This window comes from Streptomyces sp. Inha503 (assembly GCF_047215865.1).
GTDB lineage: Bacteria > Actinomycetota > Actinomycetes > Streptomycetales > Streptomycetaceae > Streptomyces > Streptomyces lycopersici.
The window spans coordinates 6,456,479-6,471,711 of sequence record NZ_CP178360.1; the positions used below are offsets into that span (position 1 = coordinate 6,456,479).

21 protein-coding genes and 2 tRNA genes are annotated in these 15,233 nt (G+C 70.6%); 9 read left to right on the plus strand and 14 right to left on the minus strand.

Features of this window, described 5'->3' with window-relative positions; genetic code table 11:
* The first annotated feature begins 1 nt into the window (after position 1).
* From ACJX2R_RS26665 to ACJX2R_RS26680, 4 genes are all read left to right on the plus strand, one after another.
* Positions 2-772, plus strand: coding sequence for a DUF3566 domain-containing protein (locus ACJX2R_RS26665; protein ID WP_413102193.1), 771 nt, complete (start codon positions 2-4; stop codon positions 770-772).
* A gap of 62 nt (positions 773-834) precedes the next feature.
* Positions 835-908 (plus strand) — tRNA-Ile (locus tag ACJX2R_RS26670).
* 191 nt (positions 909-1,099) lie between these two features.
* Positions 1,100-1,234, plus strand: coding sequence for a DLW-39 family protein (locus tag ACJX2R_RS26675; protein ID WP_003958712.1), 135 nt, complete (start codon positions 1,100-1,102; stop codon positions 1,232-1,234).
* 277 nt (positions 1,235-1,511) lie between these two features.
* Entirely contained in the window at positions 1,512-2,867 is a 1,356-nt protein-coding gene (locus tag ACJX2R_RS26680; protein WP_413102194.1) for a hypothetical protein, read from the plus strand.
* Positions 2,868-2,934: 67 nt separating this feature from the next.
* Here the strand turns inward: ACJX2R_RS26680 and ACJX2R_RS26685 are convergent, their stop codons facing one another.
* Together ACJX2R_RS26685 and ACJX2R_RS26690 are read right to left on the minus strand one after the other, a co-directional pair.
* A complete protein-coding gene (locus tag ACJX2R_RS26685) occupies positions 2,935-4,599 on the minus strand; it encodes a serine/threonine-protein kinase (protein WP_413102195.1) in 1,665 nt (554 codons plus the stop codon).
* Positions 4,600-4,644: 45 nt separating this feature from the next.
* Positions 4,645-5,190 (minus strand): helix-turn-helix domain-containing protein, encoded by a 546-nt coding sequence (locus ACJX2R_RS26690; RefSeq protein ID WP_020869955.1) that lies wholly within the window; start codon positions 5,188-5,190, stop codon positions 4,645-4,647.
* Between the two features lie 118 nt (positions 5,191-5,308).
* Here ACJX2R_RS26690 and ACJX2R_RS26695 point away from each other — a divergent pair.
* Positions 5,309-5,381, plus strand: a tRNA-Ala gene (locus ACJX2R_RS26695).
* Between the two features lie 490 nt (positions 5,382-5,871).
* Positions 5,872-6,120, plus strand: coding sequence for a helix-turn-helix domain-containing protein (locus ACJX2R_RS26700; RefSeq protein ID WP_413102196.1), 249 nt, complete (start codon positions 5,872-5,874; stop codon positions 6,118-6,120).
* Between the two features lie 107 nt (positions 6,121-6,227).
* Here the strand turns inward: ACJX2R_RS26700 and ACJX2R_RS26705 are convergent, their stop codons facing one another.
* The 6 genes from ACJX2R_RS26705 to ACJX2R_RS26730 form a co-directional block, all read right to left on the minus strand.
* Positions 6,228-7,364 carry a methyltransferase domain-containing protein gene (locus ACJX2R_RS26705; RefSeq protein WP_413102197.1) on the minus strand — a complete coding sequence of 379 codons (1,137 nt, stop codon included), beginning with the start codon at positions 7,362-7,364 and terminating at the stop codon, positions 6,228-6,230.
* The gene (gene tgmB / locus ACJX2R_RS26710; protein ID WP_413102198.1) at positions 7,361-8,323 is read right to left on the minus strand and encodes an ATP-grasp ribosomal peptide maturase; all 963 of its coding nucleotides are present in this window, start codon (positions 8,321-8,323) and stop codon (positions 7,361-7,363) included. Before tgmB ends, ACJX2R_RS26705 begins: the two co-directional genes overlap by 4 nt.
* A gap of 25 nt (positions 8,324-8,348) precedes the next feature.
* Positions 8,349-8,591 carry a putative ATP-grasp-modified RiPP gene (gene tgmA / locus ACJX2R_RS26715; RefSeq protein ID WP_413102199.1) on the minus strand — a complete coding sequence of 81 codons (243 nt, stop codon included), beginning with the start codon at positions 8,589-8,591 and terminating at the stop codon, positions 8,349-8,351.
* A gap of 188 nt (positions 8,592-8,779) precedes the next feature.
* Positions 8,780-8,938, minus strand: a complete 159-nt coding sequence (locus ACJX2R_RS26720) for a hypothetical protein (RefSeq protein ID WP_413102200.1) — start codon at positions 8,936-8,938, stop codon at positions 8,780-8,782.
* A 247-nt stretch (positions 8,939-9,185) separates the two neighbouring features.
* Positions 9,186-9,374: a hypothetical protein gene (locus ACJX2R_RS26725; RefSeq protein WP_413102201.1), complete on the minus strand. Its 189-nt coding sequence runs from the start codon at positions 9,372-9,374 to the stop codon at positions 9,186-9,188.
* A complete protein-coding gene (locus ACJX2R_RS26730) occupies positions 9,371-9,961 on the minus strand; it encodes a hypothetical protein (RefSeq protein WP_413102202.1) in 591 nt (196 codons plus the stop codon). The genes ACJX2R_RS26725 and ACJX2R_RS26730 overlap by 4 nt, the downstream gene beginning before the upstream one ends.
* A 151-nt stretch (positions 9,962-10,112) precedes the next feature.
* Between ACJX2R_RS26730 and ACJX2R_RS26735 the strand changes: the two genes are divergently transcribed.
* From ACJX2R_RS26735 to ACJX2R_RS26745, 3 genes are read left to right on the plus strand one after another with little or no spacing between them, the layout of a single operon-like run.
* Positions 10,113-11,366 (plus strand): helix-turn-helix domain-containing protein, encoded by a 1,254-nt coding sequence (locus ACJX2R_RS26735; RefSeq protein ID WP_413102203.1) that lies wholly within the window; start codon positions 10,113-10,115, stop codon positions 11,364-11,366.
* Between the two features lie 17 nt (positions 11,367-11,383).
* Complete coding sequence (locus ACJX2R_RS26740) at positions 11,384-11,857, plus strand: hypothetical protein (protein ID WP_413102204.1); 474 nt, start codon at positions 11,384-11,386, stop codon at positions 11,855-11,857.
* Positions 11,858-11,884: 27 nt separating this feature from the next.
* Positions 11,885-12,112 carry a hypothetical protein gene (locus ACJX2R_RS26745; protein WP_413102205.1) on the plus strand — a complete coding sequence of 76 codons (228 nt, stop codon included), beginning with the start codon at positions 11,885-11,887 and terminating at the stop codon, positions 12,110-12,112.
* An 82-nt stretch (positions 12,113-12,194) separates the two neighbouring features.
* Here ACJX2R_RS26745 and ACJX2R_RS26750 read toward each other — a convergent pair whose 3' ends face one another.
* Genes ACJX2R_RS26750 through ACJX2R_RS26775 form a run of 6 tightly spaced genes read right to left on the minus strand, consistent with a single transcriptional unit; the run spans position 12,195 to position 15,229 of the window.
* On the minus strand, positions 12,195-12,869 hold the full coding sequence (locus ACJX2R_RS26750) for a collagen-like protein (RefSeq protein WP_413102206.1): 675 nt from the start codon (positions 12,867-12,869) through the stop codon (positions 12,195-12,197).
* Complete coding sequence (locus tag ACJX2R_RS26755) at positions 12,866-13,111, minus strand: hypothetical protein (RefSeq protein WP_413102207.1); 246 nt, start codon at positions 13,109-13,111, stop codon at positions 12,866-12,868. The genes ACJX2R_RS26750 and ACJX2R_RS26755 overlap by 4 nt, the downstream gene beginning before the upstream one ends.
* Positions 13,112-13,119: 8 nt before the next feature.
* Positions 13,120-13,371, minus strand: coding sequence for a hypothetical protein (locus ACJX2R_RS26760; protein ID WP_413102208.1), 252 nt, complete (start codon positions 13,369-13,371; stop codon positions 13,120-13,122).
* A 9-nt stretch (positions 13,372-13,380) separates the two neighbouring features.
* A complete protein-coding gene (locus ACJX2R_RS26765) occupies positions 13,381-14,157 on the minus strand; it encodes an N-acetylmuramoyl-L-alanine amidase (RefSeq protein WP_413102209.1) in 777 nt (258 codons plus the stop codon).
* Positions 14,158-14,190: 33 nt separating this feature from the next.
* Positions 14,191-14,658 (minus strand): hypothetical protein, encoded by a 468-nt coding sequence (locus tag ACJX2R_RS26770; protein ID WP_413102210.1) that lies wholly within the window; start codon positions 14,656-14,658, stop codon positions 14,191-14,193.
* 46 nt (positions 14,659-14,704) lie between these two features.
* Positions 14,705-15,229 (minus strand): hypothetical protein, encoded by a 525-nt coding sequence (locus ACJX2R_RS26775; protein ID WP_413102211.1) that lies wholly within the window; start codon positions 15,227-15,229, stop codon positions 14,705-14,707.
* Positions 15,230-15,233: the final 4 nt, after the last annotated feature.

The window sequence follows — 15,233 nt, forward strand, 5'->3', positions numbered from 1 at the left end:
CGTGAGTGGAGCCACGGGTGCCGCGGGCGGCGGTGCGGACGCCGGAGGGCGTCCGGGATCAGGAGCCCCGACGGGCGGTCACACCGCTGGGGACGGCGCCCGTGGCCCGGCCGGGGACTCCGCCGCGGCGGTGACGGAGACCCGGAAGCTGCGGCCGCAGCGCGATCCGAACCCCAAGCCCCAGTACTCCAGCCCGCTCCCCAACGAGCGTCCGGCCCCCGCCCAGCCCGCGCAGCCGTACCACCCGCCGCAGGCATACGCCCCGCCGCCCGGCGGCGGGGCCGGACGGGGCGGCTCCGCGGTGCCCGGGCAGTCGGCCCAGGCCGCCCAGACGGGGCACCAGCAGGCCGCCACGGCCGTCCGCCGCCCCCGTACGTCCGCGGGGGCCCGTCCGGCGCCGCGGACCCGCAAGGCGCGGCTGCGGGTCGCCAGGGTCGATCCGTGGTCGGTCATGAAGGTCAGCTTCCTGCTGGCGATCGCGCTGGGGATCTGCACCGTGATCGCGGTGGCGGTGCTGTGGATGGTCATGGACGCCATGGGTGTCTTCAGCGCCGTGGGCGGCACCATAAGCGACGCCACGGAGTCGCAGAAGGGCAGCGGGTTCGACCTGGAGTCCTTCCTGTCGCTTCCGCGTGTCCTGGGGTTCACCGGGATCATCGCCGTGATCAATGTGGTGCTGGCGACCGCGCTGGCCACGCTCGGGGCCTTCATCTACAACCTGTCGGCCGGCTTCGTGGGCGGCGTCGAGCTGACCCTGGCCGAGGACGAGTAGCGGGCCGCCCGTTACCGATTTTGGGACAGGGCAGGTGGTGCGCTAATCTTTCGGTGCAGCGCGGGGCTATAGCTCAGACGGTTAGAGCGCTTCCCTGATAAGGAAGAGGCCACAGGTTCAAGTCCTGTTAGCCCCACCGTCGCGGTCAGCCTGGATGGAGATCTTCTTCGTCCAGGCTGATGTCGTATGGGGGCAGGGAGTTGATCCCCGCTTCCTTCCCGGTTTCTCGTCGGCCAATGCCGGTCATAGGTCACCGATCGGTATCGGTCGGTGTGTATCATCGGGCGCCAGAGGTCCCCTACGTCAAGAAAGAGACGAGGTAGCGCGGTGAAGAAGCTGCTCCTGGTCGCACTGGCCGCCATCGGCGGGCTCCTCGTGTACCGCCAGATCCAGGCGGATCGCGCCGAGCAGGATCTGTGGACGGAGGCGACCGACTCCGTACCCGCAGGTTCGGGTGTGTGAGCTCCGACAACAGTCCCGGTACGGGGCCCCGACCGCTGGAGCGGTCGGGGCCCCGTCGGCTTTACTGGCGCCATGGCGGGGAAGCGGCGGGGCCTTCGGGGGATGGCATGACGGGGGTGTCGGGGGGATGGGATGACGGGGGCCTTCGTGTTTCACTCTCGCAAACGAATAGCTTGCACGGGCAAAGTTGAGCGGGCCGGCCGGGTCGGGGCGAACGAGCCCGAACAGGCCGGGGTTGAGCGGGCCGACCGGCCGGTACGACGAGGAGTGACGCGCGATGAAGGACCGCCGCAAGGTCAGGGCCGGTCTCGCCGCGGCGGCGGCGCTGTGCGCGGTGGCCGCGGCACCGGGCACGTCCCTCGCCGACGGCGCCGCCGGGGCCCGGGCGTACGAGACCCGCGGCACCCGGATATCCGGCTCCGGCGGTGAGACGGGCGCCCCTTCCCTGACGGCCGGCCGCACCTATGTCGACAGCGTCGGACCGGGCGAGAAGCGGTACTACGGCGTGACGCTCGACTCGAAGTCAGCCGCCTATGTCTCGGCGGTCGCGGCACCCCGGCCGGGCGCGGAGGTGACCTCGTACCGCGATGGCGTGAAGGTGACCCTGGAGAGCCCGGACGGGGGCATCTGCGGCACCGCCTCCCCGAAGATCGAGACGAGCGGCGTGGCCTATCCCCTGGCCGACTACGCCTCCCGCCAGATCGACTCCGGCCCGGCCTCCTGCCACCAGGCGGGGCGCTATGTGGTGACCGTGGAGCGCCAGGACGGGTCGCCGGACCAGGAACGCTGGCCCGTGGAGCTCCGGTTGATGGTGGAGCCACCGGTGAAGGGCGGGGCCACGGGGGCGGCCCCGGAGGGGAGTTCGAGCTCGCCGTCGCCCGAGCCGCTGGACGGCGCTCCCTTGCCGAGGCGCGGCGGGCGCGGCTTCACCGACGCGCCGACGCTGGGGACCGGGGTGTGGAGGGACGAGATCACGCCGGGGGAGACGCACTTCTACCGGGTGCCCGTGGACTGGGGGCAGCGACTCTCGGCGGTCGCCGAACTGTCCGCCGACGGCAAGGACCAGAGCACCCGTCTGCTCGACCGCGCCGTGGCGCTGCACGCCTACAACCCGGCGCGCGGGCTCGCGAAGCGCGGCACCCCCGCCGCGCAGGACGGCGAGCCGCCCCGCACCCAGGTGGCCACCGCGCCTGTGGCCTACGGAAACCGGTATGCGAACACCGGCTCCACGGTCCGCGCGATGAGCTTCAGCGGTGGGTACTTCCTGGCGGTCACCCTCAACCCGCCGCAGGTGGCACCGCATCTGAACAGCTCGGTGCCGGTCGTGCTGCGGGTACGGGTCGCGGGCGACGCACGCGGCGGACCCACCTACGACAAGGACCCGGTCGAGGCGGGGTTCGGCCTCACGGCGGCCGACCGGCGGGCGGCCAAGCGCCATCCGCTCGCGGCGGACGGCGATCCGATGGCGAATTCCGGCTCCGGCGTCGCCGACTCGAAGGACGCGCTGCGGGTGGTGGGGTACGCGGGGATCGGCACCGGTACGGTGCTGGTGCTCGGGCTCGGGGTGTGGACGCTCACCGCCCGGCGGCGGGCCTCGGCGCGGCAGGGGTACGGGCCGCCGCCTGCTTGGTAGTTGAGGTCTGGGGCCTGCTCGGAGGCGGGTCCGGGGCCTGCTTCGTGGTTGTCGGCCTGGCGGCGGGTCAGCCCGCCGCCACCAGGGCCCATGCGCCAATGGCGAAGCACAGCGCCGCCACGATCAGGATCGCGAGCGTGGCCTTCCGGGACGGTCCGGGGCGCCGCCGCGTCGCTGAGGGAACCCGCGGCCGCTCCGCGGTGTATGGACGAGTAGAAGGAAAGTCACGCGGGGGCGGCGCCGGTGTCGGGGTCGGAGTCGGCGTGGGTGTCGGCGTTGGCGTCGGTGTCGGCGTGTGAGCCGCGTTCGGAGCGGGAGCGGGGGTGGGCGTATGCGGGTGCGGGTGCTGCACCGGCTGTACGGGGTGTGGGGGCTGCTGTTGTGCGTGGTGCGGGTGGCGCACGGGCGGCTGTGGGGCCGGTGGGATCGGGGCCGCCGTCGAGGGGGTCGGTGGGGTCAGTGGGTGGGGTGTCGACGGCCGCTGGACCGGCGGGGGCGGAGTCGCGGGCTGTGCGGTCGGCGGCGGGGGCGTCGGCGTCGGTGGGCCCGCGGGCCGCGGCGGTGGGGTCTGGTGCGGTGGGGTCCGGTTCAGGGGCGTCTGAGCGGGTGGGGGTTCGGGGTGCCGGACTTCGGGGCGCTGGGGCTGGGCTGCGGGGTGCTGGACTTCGGCGGACGGGCCACCGGAGGACGGAGCGCCGGGAGTTCCGGGGGCCTCGGTGTGCGGGGCGCGCGGCTGTTCGTTCCGGGGGAGCGGCGGCGGGAGGGTGAAGCTGCCGGTGTCGGACATGGACGGCCGCGGGGCGGCCGGCTCCTGGGGCGCGGCCGGATCGGCCTTCGCGTGCCGGCGGCGCGGCCGGGTGGGGCCGTCGGGGCCGAATCCGTTGGGCAGCGGCCCGAGTTGGTCGAAGACCTCGATGGCATCGTCGTCCAGGTCGGCCTCGGGCAGCAGGTCGACCGCGGTCGCCAGCGCCTTCCGCGCGCCCGTGGCGGTGCGGAAGCGGTTCTCGGGATCCGGTTGCAGCAGCCCCGCGATCACCTGCCACAGCGGTTCGGGCACCCCGGTGGGCGCGTTCGGCACCCCCTGCTCGAAGAGCTTGACGAGCGCCTCCCCGTCCGGCTTCTGCCCGGTGATCAGATAGAGCGCCACCAGCCCGACGGCGAAGAGGTCGGCCGGGAAGTCGGGGTCGTCGCCCATCATCTGCTCGGGAGCGAAGTAGCCGGGCGTGCCCATTACGTAATTGGCCTCGGTCAGGCGCGGCTCGCCCTTGGTCAGCGCGATGCCGAAGTCGGACAGCCGGACGTGCGGCCGCCCGGTCCCGGTGGATTCCAGCAGGATGTTCGCGGGTTTGATGTCCCGGTGCACCACGCCCTCGGCGTGCACCGCGGCCAGCCCGGAGAGCAACTGGTCGATCAGGGTGCACACATAGCGGGCCGGCAGTGGGCCGTAGTCCCCGATCAGATGGGCGAACGAACCGCCGCCCACCAGGTCCATGGTGAACAGCACCTTGTCGTCGTCGGCCGCCCAGCTGGCCGGTGCCAGCACATGGGGGTGATCGATCCGCAGGGCCTGTTCCCGGACGAAGCGCAGCAGCGTATGGGCGTCGCGTTGCTGGAGCACCTTCGCTGCCACGTACCGTCGGCGGCGGTGGTCCCAGACGCGCCATACCGCGCCCACGCCCCCGCGCCCGATCGGGTCCACCAGCTCGTACCGGCCCGCGAAGATCTCACCCATCGCGCCGTGCCCGCCCCGTCATCGACTCGTCAGCAGTTCAGCCCGTCAGCTCTGGTGCGCCTCGTAGTGGGCGACCGCCTCGGCGGTCCGCCCGGCGCCGTACACACGGAGAAACTCTGCCAGCTCCGGGTGGGCGGGGGCGAGGGAGTCGGCGGCATCGATGATGTCCCCCGCGGCCGCCACGGACCGCAGCAGCGACTGGATCTCGCGCACCACCCGCCGTACGGTCGGGGCGCCCGTGCTCGCCGTGGTCTGGGTGGAGTTGAGGACCGAGCCGCCCGCGGACTTCTTGATCTCCTCCATGCGCTCGGCGGCCTCGGCGGCGCTGACCCTGCCGTCGGCCGCCTGACTGGACAGCTCCTGGAGCGCCTGCACCCGCTGAACCACGGCGGGGTTGCCGATTTTCGCCCGCTGGCCGCTCATGAGCTGCGAGAGCATGGGCGCGGACAGACCGAGGACAGCGGCGAGACGGGCTTGGTTCAGACCGAGATCGTCGATGAGACGGCGAAAGAGCGCCCCCAGCGGCTCCCCGTACCAGCTGCGCTGAAGCTCCCGTGCGCGCGCGGTGGCATCCTGCTGTGTTGCGTCCATCTCGCTCTCCCCTTCGCTTCGCTGCCGCGAATCTTGCGTGGCATCCTACGGAGAGCGCTACGCGCGAGCGATACCCGGTCGGGAATGGTGGTCGGTACCAGGTATCCTGATCGGCGAAGGGGCCTTAGCTCAGTTGGTAGAGCGCCGTCTTTGCATGGCGGATGTCAGGAGTTCGACTCTCCTAGGCTCCACCCCTGATGAGACGCCCTCCAGGTGATCACCCTGGAGGGCGTTTCCATGATCAGAGTCCGCATAGAGTCCACAACCCCAGTGGATCACCTAAATGAAACAGGGTGTAACCCTGGGCTACAGGGGTACGGAAATCGTAAAGTGAGACCCCGAGGGGCGGCCTGCTCCCCATCCAGCGTCGCCGATTCCTGCCTCAGCAGACCCGTGGGCAGTGGACGGGGAGGTTCACGCCACGGGAGAGCGCCCCCGCCGCGAATGTCGGCGGGGGCGCCTGCACGTAAACCTAACCGCCCCGGGGGTGACTCACCCCCGGGGCGGGACGCTTTGGCCAAAGCCTTAGCGTCTAACGGCGCACTGCGGCGGATTCCTGTACGCCGCCACCGCGCCGCTCCTGCGAACCCCGCGCGCCCCGAGAGCCGAGGCGCGGGGCTCAGCCTGCGATTTACCACATGTGGTAAAGACTTCCGCACGTGATCGCCCGAGCGTAAGAAGGTGCCACCGCCCGACGATCTTCCACCATGGATCCAGCAACACCGCTGGGCCGTTGGGCAGCGGCTCCGCACCCTGCGCCTCGACAAGGGGCTCACGCAGATGCAGCTGGGCACGCGGGCCGAGATCGACAACAAGACCATCAGCCGGATCGAGAACGGCAGGTACCCGACGTCGATCGACCAGATCGCCCGCCTGGCCCGCGCCCTCGGTGTCCCCTCTTACAAGCTGTTCCACGACTGTGATCCTTGAGCCTTGCTGATCCATGCAGTGCCCAATTAGATTCCGGCTAGGTCAGCGTCTACCAGCGGGTACCTGTTACGTGCAGTGGAACACCTTCGGAAGATCCATACGAGGGCCTAGTCCGGAAGTTGCCAGCTCACGCCATCCGGCTCGTCCAGCCACAACGTATGAGCGCCGTCCGGGGAGACCGTCAGGCCGTAGCGCTCATGCCCCGGTCGCCCGGCGTCCCGCCAGTGGGTGAGCAGCGGCTCCCGCTCCGCCCACAGATCGCGTGGTCCCCCGTGGTCGAGCCGAGCGGTCATCACCCCGGCCCCGGTCATCGTGATGCGCGCCCACGACGAGCTTTCCGGGTCGAAGAGGCACCGGATCTGCCGGCCCTCGTCATCCACCACAGCAAAGTCGTTGACCTGCGGGTGCAGTAGCGACGTGAGGAACTGCGCTCCGGGCGCGTCCAGGACCGCGGGGAGGATGATCTCCCTGGTCTCGCCGGACCACGTCATCACCGGCTGCACGAGCCGCCCTGCGGTGGTTCCCACCGTCTCGGGGGTCGGCCGGGCGTTCATGAAGGTGGCCAGGCCGCGGAGGAACCGGCCGCCGGCGGAGTGGTCATTGTGGACCACCAGGCGCACGATGCCGCAGCCGATGTTGGCCACGATCACCCCGCCCGGGCGCAGTTGATCCCGCCAGGGCGTCGGGATCCGGCCCACTCCGCACGTCGCCAGCAGCCGATCGTACGGCGCGCGCTCCGGGTAGCCGACCATCCCATCCCCCGCGACGAGGGTGGGCTCGTACCCGGCCGAGCGCAGCCGGGTCCGCGCCGCGGCCACCAGCTCGGGGTCCACGTCGACCGTCACGACATGCCCGGGTCCGAGGCGGTGTGAGAGCAGCGCGGCGTTGTAGCCGGTGCCCGCGCCGATCTCCAGCACGGTGTCCCCGTCCCGCACATCGAGGGCCTCGAGCATCTCGGCCATGAGGGACGGCTGCGTGGAGGAGCTGGTCGCGGTGCCGTCCTGGTCGAACTGGGTCAGGAGGGAGACGTCCTGGTAGGCCGCGGCCAGCCATGCGGGGTCGCCCTGGCTGTACCGGTGCAGGCTGCCCTGTGCCCGGACGGTGAAGTCGGGGACGAAGGCGTGGCGGGGGACGCTGAGGAAGGCGGCGCGCCACGGCTTGGACCGGATACTGCCGGTCCGCACGAGGTGGTCGGCCATGTGCTGGCGCAGTTCGTCAGCGGATGGTGCGTCGGTGATGCTCACGGATGGGCCCTCTCCAGTAGGTCAGCGAGTGCTCGGGTGATGGGCGCTCTCAGGTCGGGGATGAATCCCCACTGTCCGTTCGGGTTGACGTCGATCAGGTACCAGCGCCCTTGTGGGTTAACGAGGAAGTCCAGGGCGGCGTATCGCAGGCCGAACGTGAACGTGAGCATGTGGACGCCTCGGGCGATGCGCTTGGGGATCTCGCACGGCTTGTACGTCAGGCTGTCGTAATCCGCTCGGAAGTCGATGCGGGAGGCGTCTGAGCCTGCGTGGATCTCGGCGGCGAACAACTCGGGCCCAACGGCGGTGAGCCGCACCTCGTATGCCTTGTCCACCCACTCCTGGAACTGGTGCGCGGTACGTCGGACGGACTCATCGATCTCGCCGGGTCGGACCTGCGTGGTCCACAGGGCCTGTGGCCGGTCGCCGTGGTCGCCAGGGTGGGCGGTGCCGAGTGCCTTGTATGCGGCGACTTGGCCGGGCAGCGCGGAGACGAACTCACGGGCCTCGGCCGGGTCGTTGGTGATCAGCGTCCGGGGTATGGAGAGTCCGCTTCGGGCGGCCGCGGCCAGGGCGACGGGCGGGAACGCGGCCAGGGCGTTTCGGTTCGGGTGGTTCACCCACAGGGCGGGCAGCGAGTACAGCAGCCCGCTGAACCCGGCCTTCGCCTCGGCGAGCGCCCAGGCGGCATCCTGCTCGCCCATGTCCGGGTGCAGGTGGAACGTGCCGGGGCGCCGGTAGTACACCGACCGGATGTCGCCAAGGGACACGTCCCGGTGCTGGCCGCGTAAGACGCCCTCCCACAGCGTGTTGTGGAGGCCGATCCCCGCGGCCACCGTCATGGCCTCCGGAAAGTCCCGGGGGTCGAGGCGGCACACGGGAACCGATCGCTCGTTGAGCTCCGCTATGACCAGGTCAGCGGTCGCGTCAGTGGGCCGGGTCAGCACCAGGACGGTCATGATTCAGATCCCTCGGTCGCCGACGTCAGTCCGTGTCATTCTCGGTGTCAGTCGCCAGTTGGCTGTCCTCCCGGGTCTGCGTGGTGGTCGTCATCTGAGACTTCATCGACGGCTCGTTGATGAACGGGGCCCCGGCCGCAGTGACGTTGATCTGCCGCTCGGGGCAGAGGTGCAGGGTCGGCAGGGTGAGCGTCTCGTCGGCGACGGGGACGGCCTTGGACAGCCCGAACGGCCTCGCGGTCTGGGTGCGTTCCATGGTCAGTGTCATGGTGTTCTCCATTCGTATGCGGATCTTCTGTGAGGGGACTCCGGCCCGCGGTCCCGTTTTCGGGGCCGGAGTCCCTGCCCTGCGGTCAGCGGCCGCGCCTGGGCTGCACCGACCGCAGGGTGTCTAGGGGTGGGCCGCTGGCGCCGTCGTCCGGTACGGGGGCCCGGAACACCAGCGACCCACCCGGTCTATGGGGCTGGGGTGCTCACGACGCAAATCCAGACCGCGAGCACCAGCAGCGCGAGCAACAGCAGCGCGGGGACCATGGCGAGCAGCAGGCCCATCCGGGCGGCACGGAAGGCGAGCAGCCCGGCCCGCACTGCGAGGGGCCTTCGGCGGTGCCTCATCCGGTGCCTCCCGGACTCCGCCTCTCGCGGCGGGGTGGGGGCGGCTGCTCGCGCCGCACGTGCTTGCACTGGTCCTGCTGGGCACCCGTCACCGTGGGGTACCGGACGGTGTCGCACCCTGTGCACACCGCCGCCCAAGGGGAGTTTGCGAGGCCCGGATACGGGGCGAGCGGCCGGTACCCGGCATCCCGCAGGATCCGTTCGGCTCTGGCTGCCCGTTCGGCGGGAGTGGCCTTGCGGTGGCCCATCATGCGGCGCCTCCCGACCGGGCCTGCCGCGCGGCCTCCTCGTAGGCGAGGAGCAGCTGCTCCCCGGCCTCGCACCTGGCGCCGGGCGTCTGGCAGGTAGGGCAGCCCGCGGCGTGGTCCAGGGCCGCGCGCCACTCGACCTCGGCGGCTGGGCCCGGTCGCACGGTGGTCTGCTGGCTTCCCTTCATCGGCGCCCCTCGTGCTCGGTCGCGGTCGCGCTGGTGAGGGTCCGCGCGCGGCGCTTGGAATAGAGGGGCGCGTGTGGAGGGCAGGCGTACGTGATCTTGCCGACGTCGCTGCGGCCTTCCTCCGCCTCGACCGGGATGGGCTCGTCGGTGGGCAGCTTGCAGTGGTAGCAGAGTTGGCGGCCCTCGGGCGCGCGCCCGTACTCGGCGCGGTCGGCCTCGGCCAGCGCCCCCCACAACCTCTCCGCGTCCGTCAGGTAGCGGTTGGCCGAGAGCGGCACGCGCCAGTGGGTGCGCAGGCCATCGGTCCAAGAGGCCGGGGGTACGCCGAGGTATGTGATCTCGTCGGCCAGCTCGGCGAGGACGCGGACCTGCCGTAGATGCCAACTCGACGCGGAGCCCACGGGGACGAGCCAGTACAGAGGGCCGTGCTTGTCCTGGATGACGGCGCCGTTCTGGTCACCGAGGGTCTTCAGGGCGCGTTCGCCGACAGTCGGGGCTGCTCGGACGGCGTCCCACCATTTGCCTACCGGTAACGCCTCGACGTCCTCGGTGTTCGGCGGTGTCCACGGCAGGGCTTCGATACTCATGCGTCCCCTTCCCCGTTACGGGTAGTGAGGAGACGAAACCGCGCGTCATGCTGTATCGACCAGCGCTGACCCGCCACGCGCATACGCGTATGCAGCCAGCGCATACGAGTAGCGGGCAAATCGTGAGACCCAGGTACCAACAGGAGTAGGCATGAACTGGTCTTCACAGGCGATTCGGGACGCCGCCCGCCAAGGCGACTACGGGCGGGTCGTCAGCCTGGCCCGCCGCGACGCCAGCGTCTCCCAGAGCCAACTCGGCGACGCCTGCGGGATCAGCCAGTCCGCCGTCTCTCGTCTCGAAGGACGCGGCACAGCCTCATACGACATGACCATCCTGGCGAGAGCCGCCACGCACCTGCACATCCCCCCGCGTCTGGTTGGCCTCGCCGACCACACAGCGGCGCATGTCGCCGAGAATGGACCGCACGACGTGCACCGGCGCAACTTCCTCGCAGGGACCGCGGCGACGATCGCCGCGCCCGCCCTGCCAGCCCGTCATCCCGAACCGACAGACACCGGCCAGGCCGCTACCCTCCGCGTGGCCACCACAGCCTTCCGCCGACTTGACGGCACCACCCCCTCCCGGCAGCTCTCCGAGCCAGTCCTGGCCCACCTGCGGCTCACCCAAGCCATCACCAGCGCGGCCGCGGTCGAGCAGCGAGCCCGCTTGGCCGCCGTAGGCAGCGAAGCAGCCTCCCTCGCCGGTTGGCTAGCCTGGGACATGAACGACATCGGATCGGCCCGCACCTGGTACGGCGCAGCCATCAAGGCCGCGCGTACCTCCGGCGACCGGCTACTCCTCGCCTACCAGCTCGGCAGCCTGGCCGGATTCGAGGCAGACGCAGGGAACGCCCCCCAGGGGCTTGCCCTCGTCCGCAAAGCCCATCGCCAGCTGGGCGACGCAGCACCGGCTATCGCCACCGCGTGGCTCGCCACGGTCGAAGCGCTCGCACACGCGGCCGCAGGGGATCGTCCCGCCGCGGAAACCGCGCTCGACCAGGCCGCCCGGAGCACCGACGCCGTCCAGGACGAACAGGCGCCACCGTGGCCATGGGTGTTCACCTTCACCCACACCAAGGTCGCAGCCGCCCGGCTCACCTGCGGCGCACGGCTCGGCCTCCCCGAGTGGGTGGCCGCCTCCCAGGACGCAGCCGCAGCGGCCCTCACATCGAGCCACGAGAAGCAGCGTGCGCTGCTCATGCTCGACCTGGCCGCCGCTCAACTAGCGACTGGTCGACTGGATGGTGCATTCGCTCTGGCCGGGCGGGCACTTGAGACAGGCGCACGGTATCGGTCAGGTCGGATCATCGAGCGCGCCCGTGGGCTCCGACGGTCCTACACTTCGACGACTCCCCCCAGGGCTGTCCGCGAGTTCGACGACCGCCTACACGGCATCTACCTGTGACCATGAAAGGAGCGGCTATGCGCCTCGGCATCACCGGCCACCGCGGCCTGCCCGCAGAGACTGAGCAGTTGGTCCGCCGGGCCCTTCAAGAGGAAGTCGCGCGCCACGGGCCTGATCTGGTCGGAGTCTCGTGTATCGCTGACGGCCCTGACGCCTGGTTCGCTGAGCTGGTGTTGGAAGCTGGAGGCCGCCTTGAGGTGGTGGTGCCTGCGGAGAAGTACCGCGAGGGCCTCCCGGAGGAGCACCACCAGACCTACGACCGTCTCATCCAGCAGGCCGCCGACATCCACCGCACGGGCATGGTGGAGTCGGACTCCCAGGCGCACATGGCCGGAAGCGAGATCCTGGTGGGCGTAGTGGACGAACTGGTCGCTGTCTGGGACGGGCAGCCAGCCCGCGGGTACGGCGGAACGGCCGATGCCGTGGCCTACGCCGAGCGCACCGGTGTTCGTTCTCGGGTGATCTGGCCGGAGGGTGCTACCCGGGACTGACCGAGAGCGCGGCTTATCATCCAGCGCGTGGACATCCCTGACAGACTCATCGAACTCCAGACGGCGGCCGACGCCGAGCAGGCCAAGCTCAGCGGCCTCGTCGGCGACGAGCACGCTGCCCAGTGGGCGAGCTGGTTCACGGCCGCCGCGACGGTCCAGGCCGCCATCACCGAGCACGCCAAGGAGGCCGGGCTCAACCGCTTCGAATTGGAAGCCGCGGTCAAGAAGTCCGTACGGCACCCCGACGACGGCTGAGCATGACGAAGCGCCCCCTCCCGGCCGCAGCCGAGAGGGGGCATTAACGATCAGCGTGAAGAATCCACGCCCGGAATTAAGGTCAGAGACGCCGCCGATCGGGAGCGAGCGCGGCCGGCGTGCTCGGGCTGTCCGTCGGCTCCGGCTGCGGCGCACCGTCCTTCCTGCACACCAACGCATCCGGGTCCCAGCTCGGGGCCTCCAGGTGGTAATCGGCCGGGCAGGACTGCCCGTCCCGGCCATCGGCTCCGTCCCGGCCGTCCTTCCCGTCCACGCCCGGCGGACCCGCGGGCCCCTGCGAGCCAGCCGGACCAGGCTCACCCTGCGGCCCCTGCTGCCCGGCCGCACCGTCAACTCCGTCCACCCCCGACTTACCGGACGGCCCTGGACTCCCCTGAGCCCCGGCGTCCCCGTCCCGGCCAGCCCTCCCGGGGCTGCCAGCGGGCCCCCGCGGGCCGGGGATCGGCACCGGGACCTCAGCCCGTTCCGGAAGGTTATCCACCGCCCGGGTCGGGTCCGGCGCCACCGGGGTCTTCCCCTCGCTCTTGAGCTGCGTGCGCAGCCGCCGCACGTCCGTCGCCAGCGTCGACACCGCAGTGCCGCGCCGGTCAGCCTCCGCGCGCAGCTGCTCCGCACGCTGCGCCTCATGGTTGATGCGGGCCCAGATGACGAGGACCGCACCCGACAGCGCCACGAGCGCGCACACGAGGAGGACACCTCGCCATCGGCGGGCCAGGACTCGCTGAGTGCGGGTCACGGGGTCCCTCCAAGACGAGCGATCTCGATACGGAGCCGAGTGATCTCGGCCTGATCAGCGGCACGCAGTGCGTGCGCTTCGGCGAGCTGTGTGCGGAGCGCGTCGCGCTCCTCCTGCAAGTCGTTGGTGAGCGAGCTGTAGCCGGTGATTGCGTTCTCACCACGTTTACCGACGAACGCCACCACCGCGCCGATCACCGCAGCCGCTCCAGCGATGAGCGCGCCGAGGGTGGTGGCGTCCAACAGTCCTCCTACACGCCAGGCGCGGCACTCGCGCTGTTCTTGTCACCGAACGCGCGGGCCAACATCCCCTTCACCAGCGACCCAGCAGCAGCGAGGCCGCCCGCGCCGACCGACTCCCAGAACGAGGCGTGGAACATGTCCGCGGGGCCGGCCGCGATGGCGACCCCGGCTGAGGCGACGACGAATGTGGCCAGGACTCTCTCGGCGAGGTCCCGCGCATAGGTCTGGGCGGTCTTGGCGATCGTTGTGACGTGAGCCATGAGGTTCTCCTACTTCTTGATCCGGAGCTTGTCCCCCGGAGTGATCAGAGCGGGGTTGAGGTCGATGAGCTGGGTGAGCGTCAGCTTGTGCGCCGCGGCGATGCCGGACAGGGTGTCCTTCGCCTTCACGGTGTACGTCGTCGGCGCCGGGGTGGTGGGCGGCTTGCTCCCGCTGCCGGGCTTCCCGGCGAGCAGCTTGGCGACCCGGGTCCGGAAGTCGGGCATGGAGAACGTGGGGTCGATCTTTCCGGGCTGCCACTCCTTGTGGCCGATCACCGACCGCTCCGTCCAGCCGTGCGCCCGGCACAGCGCGGCAGCCCAGCGCGCCGCAGCGTCCACCTGCACCTCGGGCCACGGGTCGTGGCTGTCGCCGAGGTTGATCAGCTCGATGCCGTAGAAGCGGGCGTTCCCGTCGGTGTTGGCCTGGTTGTCCGCGGGCAGGGCCTTTTCGGCGATGACCGCCTGCAAGACATCGTTGTCACCCAGCCCGGCATGGTTCGCGCGCCCCCAGCCGACCATGTAGATCTGCCCGTCTTTGGCGCCCACGCTGTGGCACAGCGGGCCGGGCAGGTCGGCGTGGCCGTTGTAGCAGAGGGCCACCGAATCGGCCGTCTGCGCGGCGGTGGAACCGCGGGTGACGGTGTGGTGGATCATCACGCCGTTCATCGGGCCCCACGTGCCGTGACCTTCCCGATTGTGCGTGCGCCACGACTTGTACTCGGTGACCTTGCAGCCCTCTGCGCGCAGGGCCGCGAGGGCTGCGGCGGCGGTCAGTGGTGTGGCCATGGCCGGTTCTCCTTCGTAAGGGTGGTCAGGTGGTCAGGTGGAGTGGATGGCCAGCTTGAACTCGGCGAACACCAGCTCGCACGCCTGGTCAGAGGTGTGGGCGACCATCACGGACAGCGGCACGTCGTGGTACACGAAGATCTCGTGATGCTTGGTGAAGCACTGCATGCCCGGCGACGGGGGCCGGTGGTCGGTCGCTGTGGAGTCCGGCTCGCCGAGGGGGTCGCGGACGAACCGGTCCCGCAGCTCGGTGTAGTCACCCGGCGCCCACTGGATCATGGCTGTCAGCGAGCCCCAGCCGTCCGCCGAGGGCCAGATCAGCCCGGCCCGGTCGTCCGTGCGCCAGTCGGTGACCTCGCTCCCGTCAGGCTGGACCACCTGGTGCATGCCGTGCGCGTCGTACGACTCGGCCGAGCCGTACGGGAACCGCACCACGTGATACCCGCCGACCGGGATGAGCTGCGGGGTGTCGGTGATCAGTGAGCAGACCTGCACAGCCATCTGCGCCTCCCGTGTGCGGGCCGGGGCCGGTCCCCGGAGTGATCGGTCATGTGGTCTCATACGAGCCCCAGATGTTGATCCGGTCGCCGTTCGCCCAGGTGGTGCTGCCGGGCTGGACGCTGGTCGTGCTGGAGCCCTGCGCGGTCTGTGAGGGCATCTCCGCCGAATCCATGAACCCTCCATCCGCGTTGACGCAGATCGCGGTGAGGGTCTGGGTCGAGGCGTTGACGTAGGCGGATGCCTGCCAGCGGGCGGACGCCGAGGTGTCGAAGATCCACGCCTCCAGGGCCTGCCAGGTGTTGCCGTCGCCGGTGTACGCGGGCACCGGCAGACTGAAGCTCCAGTTGGAGTCGGAGACGGACTGGGTGGTCGTCGAGCCCCACTGGAAGCGCATGGTGAAGTTCACCGTCGGCCCCACGATCTGGTACCGGCCGCTGAGGAGACCGTCTCCGAGCGTGGTGGTGCCGGAGTCCGCGGTCCAGCTCGGGGTGTACGGCACCCAGTCACCGACCATCGCATTGAGACGGTCGGCCGTGATGCGCTGGCCGGGCTGCCACAAGGTGAATGCCACGGAT